Raw genomic sequence first — 17,164 nt, 5'->3', positions numbered from 1 at the left:
CCGGGGTGAATTTTCAGTGAACTGCAGGAAAGCGCAGTGCTTGAGAAATCGATTAGGAAATCTTTTTCAGCGCTGCAAGGCATTCGCTGACGATTTGCTTCTTTTCTTCAATGCTCAAAGCATGGCCTTCCTCTTCTGCGGCATTGATTTCCATCAGGGCAAGGCGTGCGGCCGCGCCATGGGCAGTCAAAATGACGCGCATTTCTCTTTCGGAAAAGTCGGCCATTCGCGTGCTGAAGGACTTCAGGATGTCTTCGGCACAAGACTCGTAGCGTTGACGCTCTTCGGCAGTGTGGCTAAGCCCTTCGAGACTCTCGCCGATGGCCACCAAGGTAGCAATCGAATGCAGGTTTTCGTCCTCGGATTCCAGAATATCCGAGACTAGGTGCTCAAAGAACTCGTTGATGTCAGCCTCGGGATAGAGCTCGTCGATATTTTCCGAGAAGGACTCAAGGACGCTTGCGGTGAAAAACAAAAGCGCATCGGAAGCAGAGGTGAAGTAGTTGTGGAAGGTACGTGGGGAGACCCCGGCGACCTCCGCAATGCGCGCCACGGTGAGTTTTTCCGCTCCTTCAGCGAGCACCAGGCGTGCGGCAGAATCTGCGATGGCGTGGCGCGTGGCCCGTTTTTTTGCTTCCCGCAAGCTCGCCATTTTTATGCTCCTTTTCCGGTGGACTTTGCTTCTACCTTATCGCGCTGGAATTGTTGGAGTTCTTCACGCTGTGCGCTCAGGGCTTCTCCTTCTACATCGAGGTTGGGCAGAATCTTCTCCAGCCACTTCGGCATCCACCACGCCTTGTCATCGAGCAGGAACATGGTGGCCGGAATCAGCATCATGCGCACGACGAAGGCATCCATGAAGACGCCGACTGCCAGCGCGAAGCCCATGGTCTTAATGAAGGGGAGGTCGATGAGCATGAAGGCCGCGAACACGGAGATCATGATCAACGCCGCCGCGGTCACGGTGCGAGCGCCATGCTTGAATCCGTTGGAGGTGGCGTTGCCGGCCGTCTTGCCGTGGACAAATCCCTCACGCATGCGGGTAACCAGGAAGACCTGGTAGTCCATCGCCAAGCCAAAGGTCAGGCCGATGAGCATGATCGGCAGGAAGGAAAGAAGTGGCTGTGGGTCATCGATGATGCCGAACATGCCTTCCTGGAAGATAGCGACGGTGATGCCGAACGTGGCGGCCATTGATAGGCCGAAGCCGGCCGCGGCAATCAGCGGTACCCAGATGGAGCGGAATACCAATAGCAGCACCAGGAAGGCGAGGCCCAGGACGATGGCGATGTAGGGGACCAGGACGTCGGAAAGCTTCTGCGAAATGTCATCGAAGATTGGGGTAATGCCGGTGATGCCGTAGCTACCGCCGGTGTTTTCGCTGAACTCGCCCTGGTAATCACGCAGACGCTCCAAGGTCTGGGTGGTTTCCTCATCGGTCGCGCCGGTGGACGGGGTGATCATGATCTGCGCGGCATCTTGGGAGTCGGTGGTTGCCACGATCTGGGCATTGACGACGCCTTCGGTGTCATTGAATTCCTGCAGAATCTGCTGGAATGCAGGCAGGCGGTCTTGCTCGGCGACGTTCGCGACGTCGACGAAAGCGATCATCGGAGCATTGCGTCCCGGGCCGAATGCCTCCTCGGTCATCTCGTAGGCATCGCGCTGGGGGGTGCCTAGCTTGGAGGTGCCATCTGTCGGCATCGCAAGGCGCAAGTTGGCAGCCGGAAGTGCGAGGATGCCCAGCAGCACAACGCCGGCAACCAGGTGCAGGAATGGATGCGCACGCACGCGGCGTACCCACTTTAGGCCCATCGTTGGCTTTTCATCTTCTGGATCCGGAACCTTAGGGCCGGGAACGCGGCCTGCGAAGATCTTGGTGCCCAACAGGCCGAGGAGGGCCGGTAGGAAGGAAAGTGCTACGCAGACCGCGATGACCACGGTGGCTGCGGCTGCGATGGCCATGGTGGAAAGGAACGGAATGCCGATGATAGTCAGCGCGGTGAGGGCGATGACCACGGTGATGCCGGCGAAAATGACGGAGGAACCGGCAGTTCCCAGCGCCATGCCCATTGCATGCGCGCGGGTAGCCTTGTCCATCTTCTTAAGTTCTGCGGCCAGCTCCTTGGGGTTCAAGTCATTGAGACCAGAGGAGGTAATCAGCTCGTTGCGGAAGCGAGCGACGATGAACAGGGCATAGTCGATGCCCACTGCGAGACCAATCATGGACGCCAGCATCGGGGTCTGATCGGAGACAGAGTCCGTGAAGATGGTGGCGAGCTGGACGCCCAGCAGGCCGACGCCCACGCCAATGACGGCGGAGATAAGCGGCATGCCTGCGGCTACGAACGAGCCGAAGGTAATAAGCAGCACGACGGCCGCGACGATGAGGCCGATGACCTCGGAGACCATGTTCATCTCGGTGGCGCCGTTGAAGGCGTTGCCGCCGTATTTCACGGTGAGGTCGCCCTCGTCGTAGTCGCGCAGAATATCCGTGACCGCAGTCATCTCTTCTTGCGGGATGTCGGTGACGGTATCTGCATCGAATTCGATGGAGATGGTGCCGGTGCGCTTATCCTCGCTGAGCGGGGATAGGGCGGCCAGGTTTTCTTGGATCTGCTCTTCGGGCATGCCCTGCGCGGACATCTTTTCGGTCAGCTGCTTTTCCATGCCTATCGCAGCCACGACGGGATTGACAATCTTGTCGGAATCGCGCAGCGCGTCCGTGCCTTGCAACTCCTCGATCATGGAATCGACCTCGCCCATGACCTCTTTGTCACTGAGCTTTTCGCCTTCTGGAGCTTGAACGGTGATGGTGGCGCTAGGCGCGCTCATGGCATCGGTTTCATTACCGAAGCGCTCCATCATCTTTTCCTGAGTGACGGTGGAATCCATGTCAGGCATGGAAAAGGTTGGGCTAGGGGACTTGGCAAAAGCGCCCGCGAGGCCACCGAAGCCCACGAGGATTACGAGCCAGAACGCGAGAAATGGCCACACTTTTCGGTATGACCAACTACCGAGTCGGTAGAGGAATTTCGACATGTACAGACTTCCTTTGATTAAGTTTGCGTTACTTCTGCAACATTGCACACCTTACGCAAACTTTCAGTTGCTGTGCAAGTTTTCGATTTGGGATCGGTTTGGGGAGGTGCTGCATAAGCGCTGTAGACTTGCGCGCATGCTCCATGCCGTCCTTTATGCTCTCCTTGACTCCGTGAATGCGCTGCTCATCGGCATCCTCGTCGCGATTGGCATCATGCTGCCGCGCGGGATGTATCGCAAGATCGCTACGCTCGTGGTCGTGGGAGACTGGCTGGGCGTGCTCGCCGCGACGGCGCTCGTGTTCTCTATCTTCCTTGGCATCAAGGACCAGATCATCTCGGTGCTCGACTCGCCCATCGCGGGCATCGTGCTCATCGTGGTCGGCGTCCTCCTCGCGCTCGGCGCGTGGCGCTCCAAAGGCGAGTCGAACCCGCTCGTGGAGAAACTCCTAGGCCCGCTGCGCACCCCGTCGTTGCTTACGGCGCTTGTCGGCTTCGCGATGGGCATTATCCAATCGCTCACCTCGGTGCCGTTCTACTACGGCCTCATGCACTTGGCCGCAGGCGATCTTTCGGTGAGCTCGCGGGTGAGCGCAGGCCTGCTCTACGCCTGCCTGGCGTTGAGCCTACCCACGCTCTGTGGCCTGGGGCTCGCGATGGTGCGCCACTACCCGGACAGTCCAGCCGGGCGCATCTTCGCGGCTGCGCGCCGCAACTCGACCCAGGTCGCGCTGTACTCGGGCTACGCGGTTGCGGTTTTCCTCATCATCATGGGTGTGGTCTCGCTCTAGAACCAGACGTCCTCGAGACCCAGCGACTCGGACTCGGGCGCCTGGCCGCGGGCGGTCTCGACGTAGCGCGCGGCATGCGGGATAAACGCGGCGGATTCCTCGGGGTTCAGCTCGCGGCGGACCTTGGCGGGCACGCCAGCGGCGAGCGAGCGCGCCGGGATCTGCTGGCCTTCGAGGACCACGGCGCCGCCGGCGATGAGCGAGCCAGTACCGACATGCGAGCGCGAGAGCACGGTGGCCTGCATACCCACGAGCGTTCCGGACTCGACGTGTGCGCCGTGGACCATCGCCATGTGGCCCACAGTCACGTCGTCTTCGAGGACGCAGTCTGCGTCGCAGTCGACGTGGAGTACGCAATTGTCCTGGATATTCGTGCGTGCGCCAATGCGGATGGCGCCGACGTCGGCGCGCAGGACCGTGCCATAAAAGACGGACGCGTCGGGGCCGATTTCCACGTCGCCGATAATCGTGGCGTTCGGCGCGATAAACGCGCTGCGGTGGATGCGGGGACGGACGCCGTTGAAGGGAAGAATGAGCATGATTACTCCACGGAGATGGCAAGGGTTCTGGACAGCTCGTAGTCGCCCGGCTCGGCGCGCAGGGTCTCCAGCAGTGCGGCGCGTGTGTCCGGGTCGAGCGGGATGGCCCAGCCTTTCTTCGGGTCGCGGACGGGGACCTCGGGGCGTGGGGCCGGGGAGAAGAAGACGCGGGTGGGGGCATCGGCAAGCCAAGCGGGCTCGGCGGCGAGGGCGACCTCACGGAGGGCTGCGGCGCCGGAAGAGTCGGTGACGACGATGAGCAAGGTTCCGGCGGTGTGGACCTCCAAATGGCCGACCTCGACGACGGGCGCGCCAGCCTCGGGCGTGGCGAGGCGCGGGGCCTTGGGGCCGGTGAGCGAGCGGAGCGCGTCAAGTAATCCCATGTGAACATCGTAAGCAGCCGCGTGCGGTAAAACAACGTGATTGATGCAAGAACTTCCGCCCTAATTTTTGAAGGCGGCGTGTCCGCGGGGGCCTCGCACACCGTGAATTATCTTTCGCGCGACGCTTGGCGGGCAAAGGATTCCTTCGTGGACTTCGCCCATAACCCGAGCTTTGGCGGGGGTGTCCTCGTTGCTGCGCGGCACGGGGTATTTCAAAGCGGAGTATATCTACGAGCGCTCCTCGGACAATGATCTGCCCTTCGACTGCGAAGCATTTCAGGCGAACTCGGAGGAGATGAACCTGGCGACGACGCGCGCGGATACCGGCGAGTCCATCTACATCACGCGCGACGATATCCACGAGCAGACCGACATAAACATGTACGTGCGCGCCCTCGACGTTGCCGCTCATTATGACGCTGCGCTTTATCGACGGCGCGTGACCGCCATGGCCTCCGTGAGCTTCGACTCGCTGCCGCAGAACGGCGCGGTGCTCACCAAGCTCATGGTCTGCGGTATGACCCACCGACTGTCCTACAAGGACGTTGCTGTCGTGACGATCATCATCCCGCTCGTGACTTTGGCCATCATGCGGGGGCGAAGCCGTTAAGGCGATAGCCCAAGCCCGGCTCGGTGAGGAAATAGCGCGGACGTGACGGATCCGGCTCGAGCTTGTGGCGCAATTGCGACATGTAGACGCGCAGATAATTGGTCTCTTGCTCATAGTTTTTGCCCCACACTGCCTGTAGCAAATCGGTGCTTTTGACGAGAGACTCGTAGTTGCGGGCCATGTATTCGACGATTTTCCATTGAATGGGTGTGAGGTGGATGCGTGAGTCATCCACGTAGACACTTGATTGGGCAAGGTCGAGGCGTAACCGGTTATCCGAGGAGACGAGTACGGGGTTCACTCGTTCGGTGGCGAAGGCGGTGGCGGCGCGGCGTAGGGCGGATCGGAGCCGGGCGAGCAGCTCACCAGTGGAAAACGGTTTGGTGACGTAGTCGTCGGCGCCCTCGTCGAGGGCGTTGATCTTGCCCTCTTGTTCATGGCGGGCGGAGACCACGATGACGGGCACAGTCGACCATGTGCGCAGCGAGCGCAGGACTTCTAGACCAGACGTGTCCGGAAGGCCGAGGTCCAACAGAACTGCCTGGGGTTGCCACTGCCCAGAGATTTTCAGGGCGGAGGCTGCTGTCTTTGCAACGCGAACTTGATAACCCCGCGCCTTGAGGTTGATTGAAACCGCAAGGGCTAGCGTATGGTCGTCTTCAACGATGAGGATGCGGGGCCCTTGGTCGGCTTCGGGTGCCGCAGAGGATGAATGGAGTTGGGACACTACTGCTTTCCACCTTCGGGTGTAGAGGTACAAGGCATTTCGATGACGATGGTCGCGCCGCCACCGGGGGTCTCGGCGGGGTAGATGTGTCCGCCCATGGCTTCAGTGAAACCACGGGCCACGGCCAGACCCAGGCCGAGCCCCAAGGCGTCATCTGATAGCCGTTGGAAAGGCAGAAACAAGCTATCCCACTGGTCTCGAGGAATGCCAGGGCCGTGATCAGCAATCCTAATCTGTACGATGTTATGGTCGTCGCGAAGGCCAGAAGGCCCGATTGAAGCGGCATCGTCGGCCACGCTGGCCAGGTGTGCCTCGCGCGCCGTGATATCGATGTGGGTGCCCGCGCCGTGGTTGACCGCGTTGGCGATGACGTTTGCTAGTACGCGCTGGACGAGGCCGTAATCCGCGAGGATCGGGGGCAGCGTGACAGGGATGTCCACACGCACGCCTCCTGCAGAGACGCTGTGCTCATCGAGCGCAGCGTCGACGATGTCCGCGACATCAATAGCCTGCGAGTTTGGTCGAAGCACCCCCGTATTGAGGCGAGACATGTCAAGCAGATGATTGATAACTATCTCGAGACGGTGCGCCGAGGACTCGATGGTGTTGATGAGGGCCTGGCGGTCGGCCTCAGAGATTTCGACGTCGCCGAGCGTGAGACCGGAGACTGCCGTGGTGATGCCGGCTAGCGGCGTTCGTAGGTCGTGCGAGACCGCGGTGAGCAGCGTGGAACCGACTCGGTTGGAGGACTCCAGGGCTGAGGTCGCCCGTCGCATCGCTTCCATTTCCTGCCGGTCGAGAATGGCGGTAATGCGAGCACCGTGGGCTTCGATCATATCGATCTCAGACGGGCTGAGTTCCCGGTTGCCGATGACTAGGCGCAGTGAGTCACCGATCCCCACGTGGTTGGCGGATTCACCGGCACGACTTTTTTGCTGTGCCACAACTACATCCGAGGACTCCGCGTTGGACTCGATGGTCCACCACTTCTTGTCTTCACTGGAATAGCGCTGAAGGAGGACCTTGTCCAACGAAAAAGTCTCGCCAAGTCGCCGCAATAGTGATTTGAGATCCGCCCCCTCGTAAATGACGCCGCGCGCAAGGTCTGCCATGATGACGGCCTGTGTTTGACGTCGTTTCGCTTCGTCTGCGCGCCGTTCAGCGTAGTCCACGATATACGCCACGGTCAGAGCGATGATGATGAAGAAGCCCACCGAGGTTATCGACTCCGGCTCGGTAATACTCAACGTGTGGGTGGGAGCGGTAAAGAACCAGTTGGCCAACAGCGAACCACTGATGACCGCGAGCAGCGCCGGCCACACGCCGGCCGCGATGGCGCTAAAGACCACGATGGTGAGAAATCCCAGCAGGATGGGGCTCAAGAACTTTTCCTCCGGATTAAAGAGCAACATGAGCACCGTAAACCCCGGGGGGAAGAGCAACGCCGCAAACCAACCGGTCAGTAGGCGGACTCGGCCGAAAATCGTGCCTCGCCGCGGCCGTTTTGGCTGGGGGTCATCTGACGAGGACAGGGAGACGATGTGGACATCAATCGTGCCCGAGCCATCGATCACACGCTCGGCAACTCCATTGGCAAGAGTGTGCCCCCAGCGTGGCCGGCGGCCGATAACCAATTGCGACGCGTTGATAGAGCGTGCGTATTCCAACAGCGTGCCGGCGACGTCGTCGCCGATGAGCACGCGCCACTGGCCATTGAGATCTTCCACCAGCTCTTGCAGACGGCGCAGCGCGGAAGGGGTTTGGTTGGAGGTCAAACCCTCGTTGCTGGCGACGTAGACCGCCACCATTTCTCTGCCCGAAACTCTTCCTGCGATACGGGCGGCGCGCCGAATGAGTGCTTCGGACCCGTCGCTGCCCGACACCGCTACGATGAGGCGCTCGCGGGTCGGCCATGTCGAGTCGATCTCGTGGTTCTCGCGGTAGGCCGCGAGACCTTCTTCGACCTTGTCAGCCAACCACAGCAGCGCCAATTCGCGCAGGGCAGTCAGGTTTCCCAAGCGGAAGTAGTTCTCCAGGGCCTTGGCCGCCATGGCTCCGTGGTAGATCTCGCCCCGCGCGAGCCTGATACGCAGCGAGTCGGGGGATAAGTCGACCAGCTCGATGTGGTCGGTATCGCGGAGCACCTGATCGGGGATGGTTTCACGCTGCCGGGTGTTTGTGACCGCCGCTACGACGTCGTTGAGCGATTCGAGGTGCTGGATGTTGAGCGTTGAGATGACGTCGATCCCGGCGTCAAGCAGCGTGTAGACGTCCTGCCAACGCTTTTGCGAGACTTCTGTGGCTGCGAACTCGGCATCACCGGTGACGACGGTGTGCGCGAGCTCGTCGACGAGAAGCACGTCTGGAGCAAGTGCCAAGCAGGCGTCGACATCTAGCTCTTCGAAGACCCGCCCGCGATAGGTGGTTTTCTTTCGCGGGATGACGGTTAAACCCTCGACCAGTTCCGCGGTGCGTTTCCGGCCGTGCGTTTCTACGACGCCGACCATGACGTTAAGCCCCTGCCGCTGCAATTCATGTGCTTCGTTGAGCATGGCGCAGGTCTTGCCCACGCCGGGGGCAAAGCCAAGGTAGACTTTGAGTTTTCCACGGTGGCTGTGGGATGGCTCGAAGGGCGCAGAGTCGGTAGTCGCTCGAGGAGACTCAGAGGCAGACATAGTTACCAATTATATCCTTGGGAGTGTTTATTCTGGGCGGCGTGTGTCGAGGGGAGAAAGACGGAGACAGACCCCGCGCGGGCGGGCACGGGGCGAAAAGAGGATTACTCGGCGACAAGCTTAGCGAGGTCGTAGTTGAGTGTGACTACGTTGACGGCCACACCATTCGGGCTTCCAGTAAAGGAGTTCATGAACCCTACCTGGTTGTCCTTGATAAGCTGACGGAGATCGTCCTCGCCTAGGCCGGTGGCCTTGGCTATGCGTGGCACCTGGATCTCGGCGTACGCGGTGGAGATGTGCGGGTCAAGACCGGAGCCGGAAGCCGTGACGGCATCGACAGGCACGCGGTCTTCACTCACGCCCTCGCGGGCAGCGACCTCTGCGCGGCGCTTTGCAATCTCGTCCTGATATTCCTGCGAGACCACGGCGGCGTTGGATGCGGACGAAGACATAGCGTCCCAGCCATTGTCGCCTGCGGCGGACGGCCGCGGCTGGAACCACTGGTCTCCCTCGACGGGGTTGGCGATGAGGCGGGAGCCGACGATCTCGTTGTTGGCGTCGCGTAGGAGGCCACCGTTGGACTTATCCGGGGATAGCTTGCCCACGCCGATGAGGACCATGGGATAGATGAAGCCCAGTATGAGCATCATCACCAACAGTGTTCGCAACGCAGTCCATTGCGCGCGGACGTTGAATCCCGTGCTAAAAGGACTTGCGCCGGCAGCGTGGTACAGATCCGGGTTGTTCCCGAATTCATCCGAGCGCGTCAGGTCGTGGCTGATGGGCTCATCCGTTGCTGTTGAGTGTGCCCTCGCGGATTGTGGAGTCTGAGGAGTGTGCATGGTTTAAATTCCTAACCCATTACCAATGATGAGGTCGATGATCTTGATGCCAATGAACGGGGCTACGAAGCCACCGAGGCCGAAAATGAGTAGGTTGCGGCGCAGCAGTGCGGAAGCACTGGCCGGGCGGTAGGACACGCCCTTGAGCGCCAACGGAATGAGCGCCACGATAATGAGCGCGTTGAAGATGACAGCGGACAAGATGGCCGAGGTCGGAGAATGCAGGTGCATGATGTTGAGGGCTTGCAGCCCCGGGAATGCGGTGATAAACATCGCCGGTAAGATGGCGAAGTATTTTGCTACGTCGTTCGCGATGGAAAAGGTCGTCAGGGAGCCACGCGTGATGAGCAGCTGCTTGCCGATTCCCACGATGTCGATGAGCTTCGTCGGGTCTGAGTCCAAGTCGACCATGTTGCCGGCTTCCTTGGCGGCGGTCGTACCGGTGTTCATCGCCACTCCCACGTCAGCCTGCGCCAACGCCGGAGCATCGTTGGTGCCGTCACCGGTCATGGCCACCATGTGACCACCGGCCTGCTCTTTTTTTATGAGCGCGAGTTTTTGGTCCGGAGTAGCCTCGGCGAGAACGTCGTCGACGCCGGCTTCCTTGGCGATGGCTTGAGCGGTCAGCTCGTTGTCACCGGTGATCATGACGGTACGAATGCCCATCTCGCGCAGCGTCTTGAAGCGCTCGACCATGCCGTCTTTCACAATGTCCTTGAGATGGATAACACCGAGGACGCGTGACAAGGAGGAATTGGCGGTCGCTTCACGAGGATCGGATCCGGGCTCCGGGGCGTTAATGAGCTCGGCGACCACGAGTGCGGTGCCGCCGTCTTGACTAATTGAGTTGACCACGTCCTCGGTCTCTGCCGGAACAGTGCCGCCGAGCTCGCGGACAGTTGTCATGATCTGCTTGGCCGCGCCCTTGACGATCATTTCGGAATCGCTGAGTTTCACCCCCGACATGCGGGTCTGCGCAGTAAATGCGATGAATTCGAGGTTGCGAAAGTGTTCCTCTGGCATTTCACCTCGGGCGGCTTCCGCCAGCTTGACAATGGAACGTCCCTCCGGGGTCTCGTCGGCCATGGAGGAAAGCTGCACCTTGTATATAAGCTCGTCTTGGTCGTACCCGCCCACAGGAATTACGTTCACGGCCTGGCGGTCGCCGACCGTAATCGTGCCCGTCTTGTCAAGCAACAGAGTGGAGACGTCACCGGCAGCCTCGACGGCACGCCCGGACATGGCCAGCACATTGTGCTGCACCAGACGGTCCATGCCGGCGATGCCGATGGCGGATAACAGCGCGCCGATGGTGGTTGGGATCAGGCAGACCAACAAGGCGACAAGAACCAGGGGATCCTGCGCCGCACCATTAAATGCCGCGGTCGGGGCTAGCGCCATGACAACGAGCAGGAATATCAGGGTCAATACGTTGAGGAGCGTGGACAAGGCAAGCTCGTTCGGGGTCTTCTGGCGATTGGCGCCTTCGACTAAACCGATCATACGGTCCATGAAGGACTGACCGGGCTCGTTGGTGACCTTGATTACGACCCAGTCAGACAACACGCGGGTACCACCGGTGACGGCGCACCGGTCGCCTCCAGATTCTCGGATGACCGGGGCGGATTCGCCGGTGACGGCTGACTCGTCCACGGAGGCCGCCCCAACGATGACGTCGCCGTCGGCTGGAATGGTCTGACCGGCTTCTACGAGGACGACATCCTCTTTGGCCAGCTCGGTTGAGGGGACTTCTTCGGTCTCGTAGTTGGCCGGGCTGAGCTCAACGTTGGTGCGGCCGGAGCCGGACCCGGCGGTGACGAGGACCGTGGAGGTGATGCGACGGGCAGTGGTGGTCGTCCGTGATCGACGTAGGGCGTCCGCCTGAGCCTTGCCACGACCTTCTGCGAAGGCTTCAGCAAAGGTTGCGAAGAACACCGTGGCCCAGAGCCAGAGAGAAATGGAGAAACTAAACAAAGTCGGTTGGGTACAGGCGATGATGAAGGTGAACACAGCGCCCACCTCTACTAAGAACATCACCGGCGTTTTAACGAGCTCTTTCGGGCTCATCTTGCGCAGAGCCAAAGGCACCGTGGCCTTGAGCTGCTCTGCGGAAAAAGTAGATGTGGTCGAGCTCATAGAGTCGCCTCCAAAATCGGTCCTAGGACGAGAGTGGGAAGGAATGTTAGTGCACCGACGATGAGAACGACGCCTATCAGCAGGCCGACGAATAGCCCGCTGTGCGTCGGCAGAGTGCCCGAAGTCGTCGGGATGATGCGTTGCTTGGCCATGGCGCCGGCAATTGCCAGGACCATAACGATGGGCAGAAAACGCCCCAACAGCATGCACATACCGAGGGAGATGTTGAACCACCAGGTGTCTGCTCCGAATCCGGCGAATGCCGAACCGTTGTTGTTGGATGCGGAGGTGAATGCGTAGACCAGGTCGCTAAAACCGTGCGGTCCCGCCGCGGATAGAGAGTCTGGGGTGCTTGGCAGAAGGACGGATAGTGCCACTCCGCCCAGCACGAGGGTGGGCATCACGAGGACGTACAGGCAGACCTTGATCATTTCGCCGACGCCAATGCGCTTTCCCAGGTATTCCGGTGTGCGCCCGACAATAAGGCCGGCGATGAACACCGACAGAATGGCCATGACCAGCATGCCGTACAACCCAGTGCCGACACCGCCTGGAGAGACTTCGCCGAGCAGCATATTTAAGATGAGAAGGCCGCCGCCGAGAGGAGTGTAACTCGAGTGGAATGAATCAACTGCGCCGGTCGACGTCATTGTCGTTGTCACCGCGAACAGCGCAGACGGGATGGTACCAAGCCGCATTTCGCGACCTTCCATGCTGCCGCCGATAGCGCCGGAAGCAGTGGCCTCGAGGGCGGTGACGGAAGCGAGTGACAGGAAGTACAACACCGCCATGGCGGAAAGAATGGCGTAGCCCTGGCGGGTATCGCGGACCATGAGACCGAATGTGCGAGTGAGAGACACCGGAATGACAAGGATGAGGAAGATTTCCAGGGCGTTGGACCACACGGTCGGGTTCTCGAACGGGTGGGCCGAGTTCGCATTGAAGTATCCGCCACCGTTGGTACCCAGTTCCTTGATGACTTCTTGGGAGGCCACAGCGCCGCCGGGGATGGTCTGGGTAGCGCCGGTAACTGTGGTAAAAGTCTCCGGGGGTTGCAGGTTTTGGATGACTCCCTGGGTCATGAGAAACAGCGCGCCCAAGGTTGCCATGGGCAGGAGGATGCGCAGACAGACGCGGGTAAGATCCACCCAAAAGTTACCGATGCGCCCGTCGCCGTTACGGGCCGCGAACCCTCGGATAAGCGCAGCAGCGACGGAAATGCCTACGGCACCGGAGACGAAGTTTTGGACCGTCATGCCGAGCATCTGCGTCAGCTGCGACATCGCAGTTTCACCGGAGTAGGACTGCCAGTTGGTATTGGTTGTAAACGAGACCGCAGTATTCCACGCTTGGTCCGGATCTACTGGGCCCATGCCGTGCGCCCACGGCAAGTACTGCTGGAGGCGTTGCAGTAGGTACAAGACAATGATCGAAAACATGGAGAAGGCCAAGAGGCTACCGGCGTAGCGGCGCCAAGTTTGCCGGGCGGAAGAATCTACCCCCAACACCTTGTAGATGGCCTTCTCTATCTTGAGATCGTTGGCTCCTGTGAAAACCTTTGCCATGTACCCGCCCAGTGGGACGTACAGCACGGCGAGGAGCGTGAATACCGCGACGAACGGGATATACCCGCCGATAACCCCGGTCATGAGAAGTCCTCAGGGTGCAACAGAGCGATGAGCAAATAGATGACGGCCGCGATCCCTAGAATCGCGCCTACAGTAAGTTCCCAGGTCATAGCTTATCCACCACCTGAGCTATCCATTGAATGATAACGAACAGCACAATGGTGGCAAGCGTCAAAATAATGTCGAATGCCATGGATGTATAAAAGCACCCATCGGCACCGCTACATCTGGGTCTTAACGAGATTTTGACATCTACGCTGAGGGAAGAGCTAGTCTGCGACGAGTGGCTCCATGGTCAGCTCCGGGTGCTCCTTCTCAATGAAAGCTAGCTTCCACTTATCGCCGAAGAGGGCGATTAGTTCGCCGTCAGTGCGGGTAAAGATTTCCACGCCACGCTGGCGGCCGAGCTCAGAGGCGGACTCGGCGTCGGTGCGACGGGCAACGGAATACGGGATGGGCTCCGTGACGGTTTCCACGTTGTATTCCACTTCCATGCGCGCCTGCATGACCTCGAACTGCATGGGACCCACCGCAGCCATCACCGGAGCTGCGTCGCCACGGGCCTCATTGCGCAGGATCTGGACGACGCCCTCAGCAGCCAACTGATCCAAGCCCTTACGGAAGGCCTTGTAATCGCCCAAAGACTTCGCACGTAGAATGCGGAATGCCTCCGGTGCGAACTGCGGCATCGGCTTGAACTGCACCTTCTTGCCAGAGTAGATGGTATCGCCAGGTGCCAGGGAACCGGCGTTGACGAGGCCCACGATGTCGCCCGGGTAGGCGGTGTCGATGGTGTCGCGCGTGCGGCCGAAGACAGTCAGCGCGTACTTCGTGGAGAAGCTGCGGCCGGATTGGGCGTGGGTGACCTGCATGCCGCGGTCGAACTCGCCGGAGACCACGCGCATGAATGCCAAGTTATCGCGGTGCTTGCGGTCCATGCCCGCCTGCACTTTGAAGATGACGCCGGAGAAGTCATCGGTGACCTCGCGGACCTCGTCGATGGCTGCGTTGGCGCCGCCGGACGCCTCGATTGCCTTCGGATCGGAATCGCGCGAGCGCGGGGCCGGGGCGATGGCGCAGAGGGTATCGAGAATCTGGTGCACGCCGAAGTTCAACATTGCGGAGGCAAAGATCAGCGGGGAAGTAACGCACTGCTCGAATAGCTCCTGGTCATGCAGCGCGCCGTCGGCAGCCAGTAGCTCTGCTTCCTCGACGGCGGTCTCCCAGGCATCACCTTCCTTGGCCTCAGCGCCGCTCGGATCGTAATGCTCCTCCGGTGCGATGGTCGAGCCACCCGCAGTACGGATGAAGTGGATGTAGTTATCCGCTTCGCCGTCTTCATTGATGTGCGCCAAGCCACGGAAGTCACCAGCGATGCCGACCGGCCAGTACAGCGGGGTGGGCTGTAGCTGAATCTCGTTGACGATCTCGTCCACGAGCTCCAGCGGTTCGCGGCCGACACGGTCCCACTTATTGATAACCGTAACAATCGGCAAACCGCGGGCCTTGCACACACGGAAGAGCTTGAGGGTCTGTGGCTCCAGGCCCTTCGCGGCGTCGATAAGCATGACTGCGGCATCAACCGCAGTAAGAACGCGATAGGTATCCTCCGAGAAGTCCGCGTGGCCCGGGGTATCGACCAGGTTGATCATGTAAGGCTCACCCGTATGGCCCTCCGGGGCGTACTCGAACTGGAGGGCAGAAGAAGCTACGGAGATACCGCGGTCCTTTTCCATCTCCATCCAGTCAGAGACCGTGGCTTTACGGTTTCCCTTGCCGTGCACGGCACCTGCTTCATTAATGATGTGCGCATGCAACGCCAGCGCCTCCGTAAGGGTGGATTTACCGGCGTCCGGGTGGGCGATGACGGCAAATGTACGACGGCGGGTGGCTTCGGAGGCAATACTCATGCGCGTAAGTTTAGCGGTCTTGACCTAAAGTGCTGGAATCGCGCCGCAGCAATTAATTCCAGTCCACGCCAAGTTGCTCGCCCAAGTCATCGAAGATGCGGCGAGCAACGCTTGCCTTCTTGGCCATCGGTCGACGCATGCCCGGCTTGCGCTTGCTGTTGAAATACTGGCCAGACTCAAAGTGCACGCCCGGCGTGCCAGTGAGGTAATATGCAAGGCTCTCGCCGCCGGCCTGGGCTTTTCCAAAGTACTTGGAGATGGCACCGGTGTAGAACTTGCTCGTGCGGGTTTGCGATGACCGCGCAAAGTTGGTTGCCAAGACGCCGGGGTGGAAGGCCACGGAAGTCATCCCATGATCGTGGAGATACTGCGTAAGCAAAATATCGCCCCGCTTGGCGTTGCCGTAGGCACGCTCTGCGGTGAACTTCTGGAAGGTATTTGGATCGCCCGGATCGAATGCAGACATCAAGAAATTAGCCACCGAAGCGGTTTGCACGATGGTGGCATCCGTTTTGCGCAGCTTCTCCCGTAGCAAGGAAGTCAGCAGGAAAGGCGCCACCACGTTAACCTGCCACGTGCGTTCAAATCCATCGGCCGTGGTGAAGGGGCCATCGAAGATCCCGCCCGCATTGTTTCCCAACGCGTGAATCTCCTCGAGCTCACCTAATTCTTCTGCCAAGCGGCGCACCTGGCCCAAAGACTCAAAGTCCGCCAGGTGGAAGGAAGCCCCCACGCTTTCTGCCACAGCCTTGGTCTTTTCGGGATTACGGCCAACCAGCACCAGGTGATCCTGCGGGCGTTGAGCGCGGAGCACGCGGGCTGCTGCAGCGCCGATGCCGTCAGAGGCACCAGTGATGACGATGGTTTGTGGGTCGTGGCTCATGAATTAAAGCTTAGGGGTTATGAGCTTTCTCTGGTGGGTTACTTGCGGGAATGAATCTCATTCTGCGCGAATTGAATGCCGCGGGAAACGATGAGCCCCACGGCGTCGGCAGCCGTGGCGATTGCGGCGTCGAAACCAGTACCGGAATCCACCGGCCCCAGGACATAATCCGGAATGGATGTGCCCTTCGGCGGGCGGGCAATACCGATGCGAATGCGAGGGTACTCGCGGGGTCCCAAGCGTTCGCTCAAGGACTTCAACCCGTTGTGGCCGTTTTCATTGCCGCCTACCTTGATGCGAATCTTATGCGCTGGCAAATCGAGCTCATCATGAATCACGATGATGCGCTCCGCTGGAATCTGTAATTCCTCTGCGAAGGGAGCGATCGGGTCACCAGACAAGTTCATAAAAGTTGCGCAACGGGCAACGACTACGGCGATATCGCCCACCATTACCTGCGCCGCGGACAATTTATGGCCCTTAACCGGCTGCAGGATATCTCCGGAATCGGCTAAAAGGTCATCGACTGCCATGTAGCCCACGTTGTGGCGAGTCGCGGCGTACTGCGCGCCGGGGTTGCCAAGGCCCACCACGAGCCATTGGCCAGAAAGGTCAGAAACTTCCAGCAAGGGAGCCTGCTTCTGGCGTGCTGTGCTCCGGTGAAGCCCCTCCTTCACAATACTTGCTTTGGACCCCGCCGAAGAGCGAAGCTGCTGCAAACATTCCTTGATGGTTGCGCCGAGGGAAGACATAAAACACACCTTAATGTGGGGAGTAAAAAACAGCTTACGCGCATCCTTTGCCTAGTGTGGGCGAGATGAGCACACTACTTGAAAGCTTAGAAGCCAGAATACTTCCCGCCCCCATGGCCGGGGGACCCACGACCCCGCGCAGCGTTCTGGCGGCATCGGCAGCCGGCTCCTTTGGTGCTTTGGCACTGGGCACTGCTTCCCTCGAAGCGGCGCGGGAACAGATTGCGGCCTGCGAGGGTGAGCATTT

At 60.0% G+C, this 17,164-nt stretch carries 14 protein-coding genes and 2 pseudogenes; 3 read left to right on the top strand and 13 right to left on the bottom strand.

Annotated elements, in window-relative coordinates; all coding sequences use genetic code 11:
- Positions 1-52 precede the first annotated feature (52 nt).
- Together HMPREF2724_RS00840 and HMPREF2724_RS00835 are read right to left on the bottom strand one after the other, a co-directional pair.
- The gene (locus tag HMPREF2724_RS00840; protein WP_070455989.1) at positions 53-652 is read right to left on the bottom strand and encodes a TetR/AcrR family transcriptional regulator; all 600 of its coding nucleotides are present in this window, start codon (positions 650-652) and stop codon (positions 53-55) included.
- A 2-nt stretch (positions 653-654) separates the two neighbouring features.
- Entirely contained in the window at positions 655-3,042 is a 2,388-nt protein-coding gene (locus HMPREF2724_RS00835) for an MMPL family transporter (protein WP_070586731.1), read from the bottom strand.
- 136 nt (positions 3,043-3,178) lie between these two features.
- Here HMPREF2724_RS00835 and HMPREF2724_RS00830 point away from each other — a divergent pair, with 136 nt between their 5' ends.
- A complete protein-coding gene (locus tag HMPREF2724_RS00830) occupies positions 3,179-3,832 on the top strand; it encodes a hypothetical protein (RefSeq protein ID WP_070586729.1) in 654 nt (217 codons plus the stop codon).
- Here HMPREF2724_RS00830 and HMPREF2724_RS00825 read toward each other — a convergent pair.
- Positions 3,829-4,371 (bottom strand): gamma carbonic anhydrase family protein, encoded by a 543-nt coding sequence (locus tag HMPREF2724_RS00825; RefSeq protein WP_070586727.1) that lies wholly within the window; start codon positions 4,369-4,371, stop codon positions 3,829-3,831. The two genes, HMPREF2724_RS00830 and HMPREF2724_RS00825, sit on opposite strands and share 4 nt — an antisense overlap.
- Before the next feature lie 2 nt (positions 4,372-4,373).
- Positions 4,374-4,754, bottom strand: coding sequence for a hypothetical protein (locus tag HMPREF2724_RS00820; RefSeq protein ID WP_070586724.1), 381 nt, complete (start codon positions 4,752-4,754; stop codon positions 4,374-4,376).
- A gap of 436 nt (positions 4,755-5,190) precedes the next feature.
- Here HMPREF2724_RS00820 and HMPREF2724_RS12545 point away from each other — a divergent pair.
- A pseudogene (locus HMPREF2724_RS12545) lies at positions 5,191-5,364 on the top strand (GntP family permease); the annotation flags it as partial.
- Here HMPREF2724_RS12545 and HMPREF2724_RS00810 read toward each other — a convergent pair.
- The 9 genes from HMPREF2724_RS00810 to pth form a co-directional block, all read right to left on the bottom strand.
- Entirely contained in the window at positions 5,342-6,091 is a 750-nt protein-coding gene (locus HMPREF2724_RS00810) for a response regulator (RefSeq protein WP_061921396.1), read from the bottom strand. The pseudogene HMPREF2724_RS12545 and the gene HMPREF2724_RS00810 overlap by 23 nt on opposite strands.
- A complete protein-coding gene (locus HMPREF2724_RS00805) occupies positions 6,091-8,766 on the bottom strand; it encodes a DUF4118 domain-containing protein (protein WP_061921398.1) in 2,676 nt (891 codons plus the stop codon). Before HMPREF2724_RS00805 ends, HMPREF2724_RS00810 begins: the two co-directional genes overlap by 1 nt.
- 104 nt (positions 8,767-8,870) lie before the next feature.
- A complete protein-coding gene (locus HMPREF2724_RS00800; RefSeq protein WP_082778573.1) occupies positions 8,871-9,608 on the bottom strand; it encodes a potassium-transporting ATPase subunit C in 738 nt (245 codons plus the stop codon).
- Positions 9,609-9,611: 3 nt separating this feature from the next.
- A complete protein-coding gene (gene kdpB / locus HMPREF2724_RS00795) occupies positions 9,612-11,744 on the bottom strand; it encodes a potassium-transporting ATPase subunit KdpB (RefSeq protein WP_061921401.1) in 2,133 nt (710 codons plus the stop codon).
- Positions 11,741-13,393 (bottom strand): potassium-transporting ATPase subunit KdpA, encoded by a 1,653-nt coding sequence (kdpA, locus tag HMPREF2724_RS00790; protein ID WP_070586722.1) that lies wholly within the window; start codon positions 13,391-13,393, stop codon positions 11,741-11,743. Before kdpA ends, kdpB begins: the two co-directional genes overlap by 4 nt.
- On the bottom strand, positions 13,390-13,482 hold the full coding sequence (locus tag HMPREF2724_RS13440; protein ID WP_061921406.1) for a potassium-transporting ATPase subunit F: 93 nt from the start codon (positions 13,480-13,482) through the stop codon (positions 13,390-13,392). The genes kdpA and HMPREF2724_RS13440 overlap by 4 nt, the downstream gene beginning before the upstream one ends.
- Positions 13,483-13,641: 159 nt before the next feature.
- Positions 13,642-15,282: a peptide chain release factor 3 gene (locus tag HMPREF2724_RS00780; protein WP_061921410.1), complete on the bottom strand. Its 1,641-nt coding sequence runs from the start codon at positions 15,280-15,282 to the stop codon at positions 13,642-13,644.
- 52 nt (positions 15,283-15,334) lie between these two features.
- The gene (locus HMPREF2724_RS00775; protein WP_070586720.1) at positions 15,335-16,165 is read right to left on the bottom strand and encodes an SDR family NAD(P)-dependent oxidoreductase; all 831 of its coding nucleotides are present in this window, start codon (positions 16,163-16,165) and stop codon (positions 15,335-15,337) included.
- Between the two features lie 38 nt (positions 16,166-16,203).
- Entirely contained in the window at positions 16,204-16,917 is a 714-nt protein-coding gene (gene pth / locus HMPREF2724_RS00770) for an aminoacyl-tRNA hydrolase (protein ID WP_083306056.1), read from the bottom strand.
- Positions 16,918-16,982: 65 nt separating this feature from the next.
- Between pth and HMPREF2724_RS12540 the strand changes: the two are divergent.
- Positions 16,983-17,164: pseudogene (locus tag HMPREF2724_RS12540) on the top strand (nitronate monooxygenase); the annotation flags it as partial.

It is taken from the genome of Corynebacterium sp. HMSC071F07, from assembly GCF_001810285.1.
Classification (GTDB): Bacteria; Actinomycetota; Actinomycetes; order Mycobacteriales; family Mycobacteriaceae; genus Corynebacterium; species Corynebacterium simulans.
Note: the sequence above shows the minus strand (reverse complement) of the source record. Positions and strands in the feature narration are given on the sequence as shown.

Excerpts from the sequence above, each read along its gene's own strand:
- HMPREF2724_RS00840 (WP_070455989.1), bottom strand. The coding sequence starts at position 652 with ATGGCGAGCTTGCGGGAAGCAAAAAAACGGGCCACGCGCCACGCCATC.
- HMPREF2724_RS00835 (WP_070586731.1), bottom strand. The coding sequence starts at position 3,042 with ATGTCGAAATTCCTCTACCGACTCGGTAGTTGGTCATACCGAAAAGTG.
- HMPREF2724_RS00830 (WP_070586729.1), top strand. The coding sequence starts at position 3,179 with ATGCTCCATGCCGTCCTTTATGCTCTCCTTGACTCCGTGAATGCGCTG.
- HMPREF2724_RS00825 (WP_070586727.1), bottom strand. The coding sequence starts at position 4,371 with ATGCTCATTCTTCCCTTCAACGGCGTCCGTCCCCGCATCCACCGCAGC.
- HMPREF2724_RS00820 (WP_070586724.1), bottom strand. The coding sequence starts at position 4,754 with ATGGGATTACTTGACGCGCTCCGCTCGCTCACCGGCCCCAAGGCCCCG.
- HMPREF2724_RS00805 (WP_061921398.1), bottom strand. The coding sequence starts at position 8,766 with ATGTCTGCCTCTGAGTCTCCTCGAGCGACTACCGACTCTGCGCCCTTC.
- HMPREF2724_RS00800 (WP_082778573.1), bottom strand. The coding sequence starts at position 9,608 with ATGCACACTCCTCAGACTCCACAATCCGCGAGGGCACACTCAACAGCA.
- kdpB (WP_061921401.1), bottom strand. The coding sequence starts at position 11,744 with ATGAGCTCGACCACATCTACTTTTTCCGCAGAGCAGCTCAAGGCCACG.
- kdpA (WP_070586722.1), bottom strand. The coding sequence starts at position 13,393 with ATGACCGGGGTTATCGGCGGGTATATCCCGTTCGTCGCGGTATTCACG.
- HMPREF2724_RS13440 (WP_061921406.1), bottom strand. The coding sequence starts at position 13,482 with ATGACCTGGGAACTTACTGTAGGCGCGATTCTAGGGATCGCGGCCGTC.
- HMPREF2724_RS00780 (WP_061921410.1), bottom strand. The coding sequence starts at position 15,282 with ATGAGTATTGCCTCCGAAGCCACCCGCCGTCGTACATTTGCCGTCATC.
- HMPREF2724_RS00775 (WP_070586720.1), bottom strand. The coding sequence starts at position 16,165 with ATGAGCCACGACCCACAAACCATCGTCATCACTGGTGCCTCTGACGGC.
- pth (WP_083306056.1), bottom strand. The coding sequence starts at position 16,917 with ATGTCTTCCCTCGGCGCAACCATCAAGGAATGTTTGCAGCAGCTTCGC.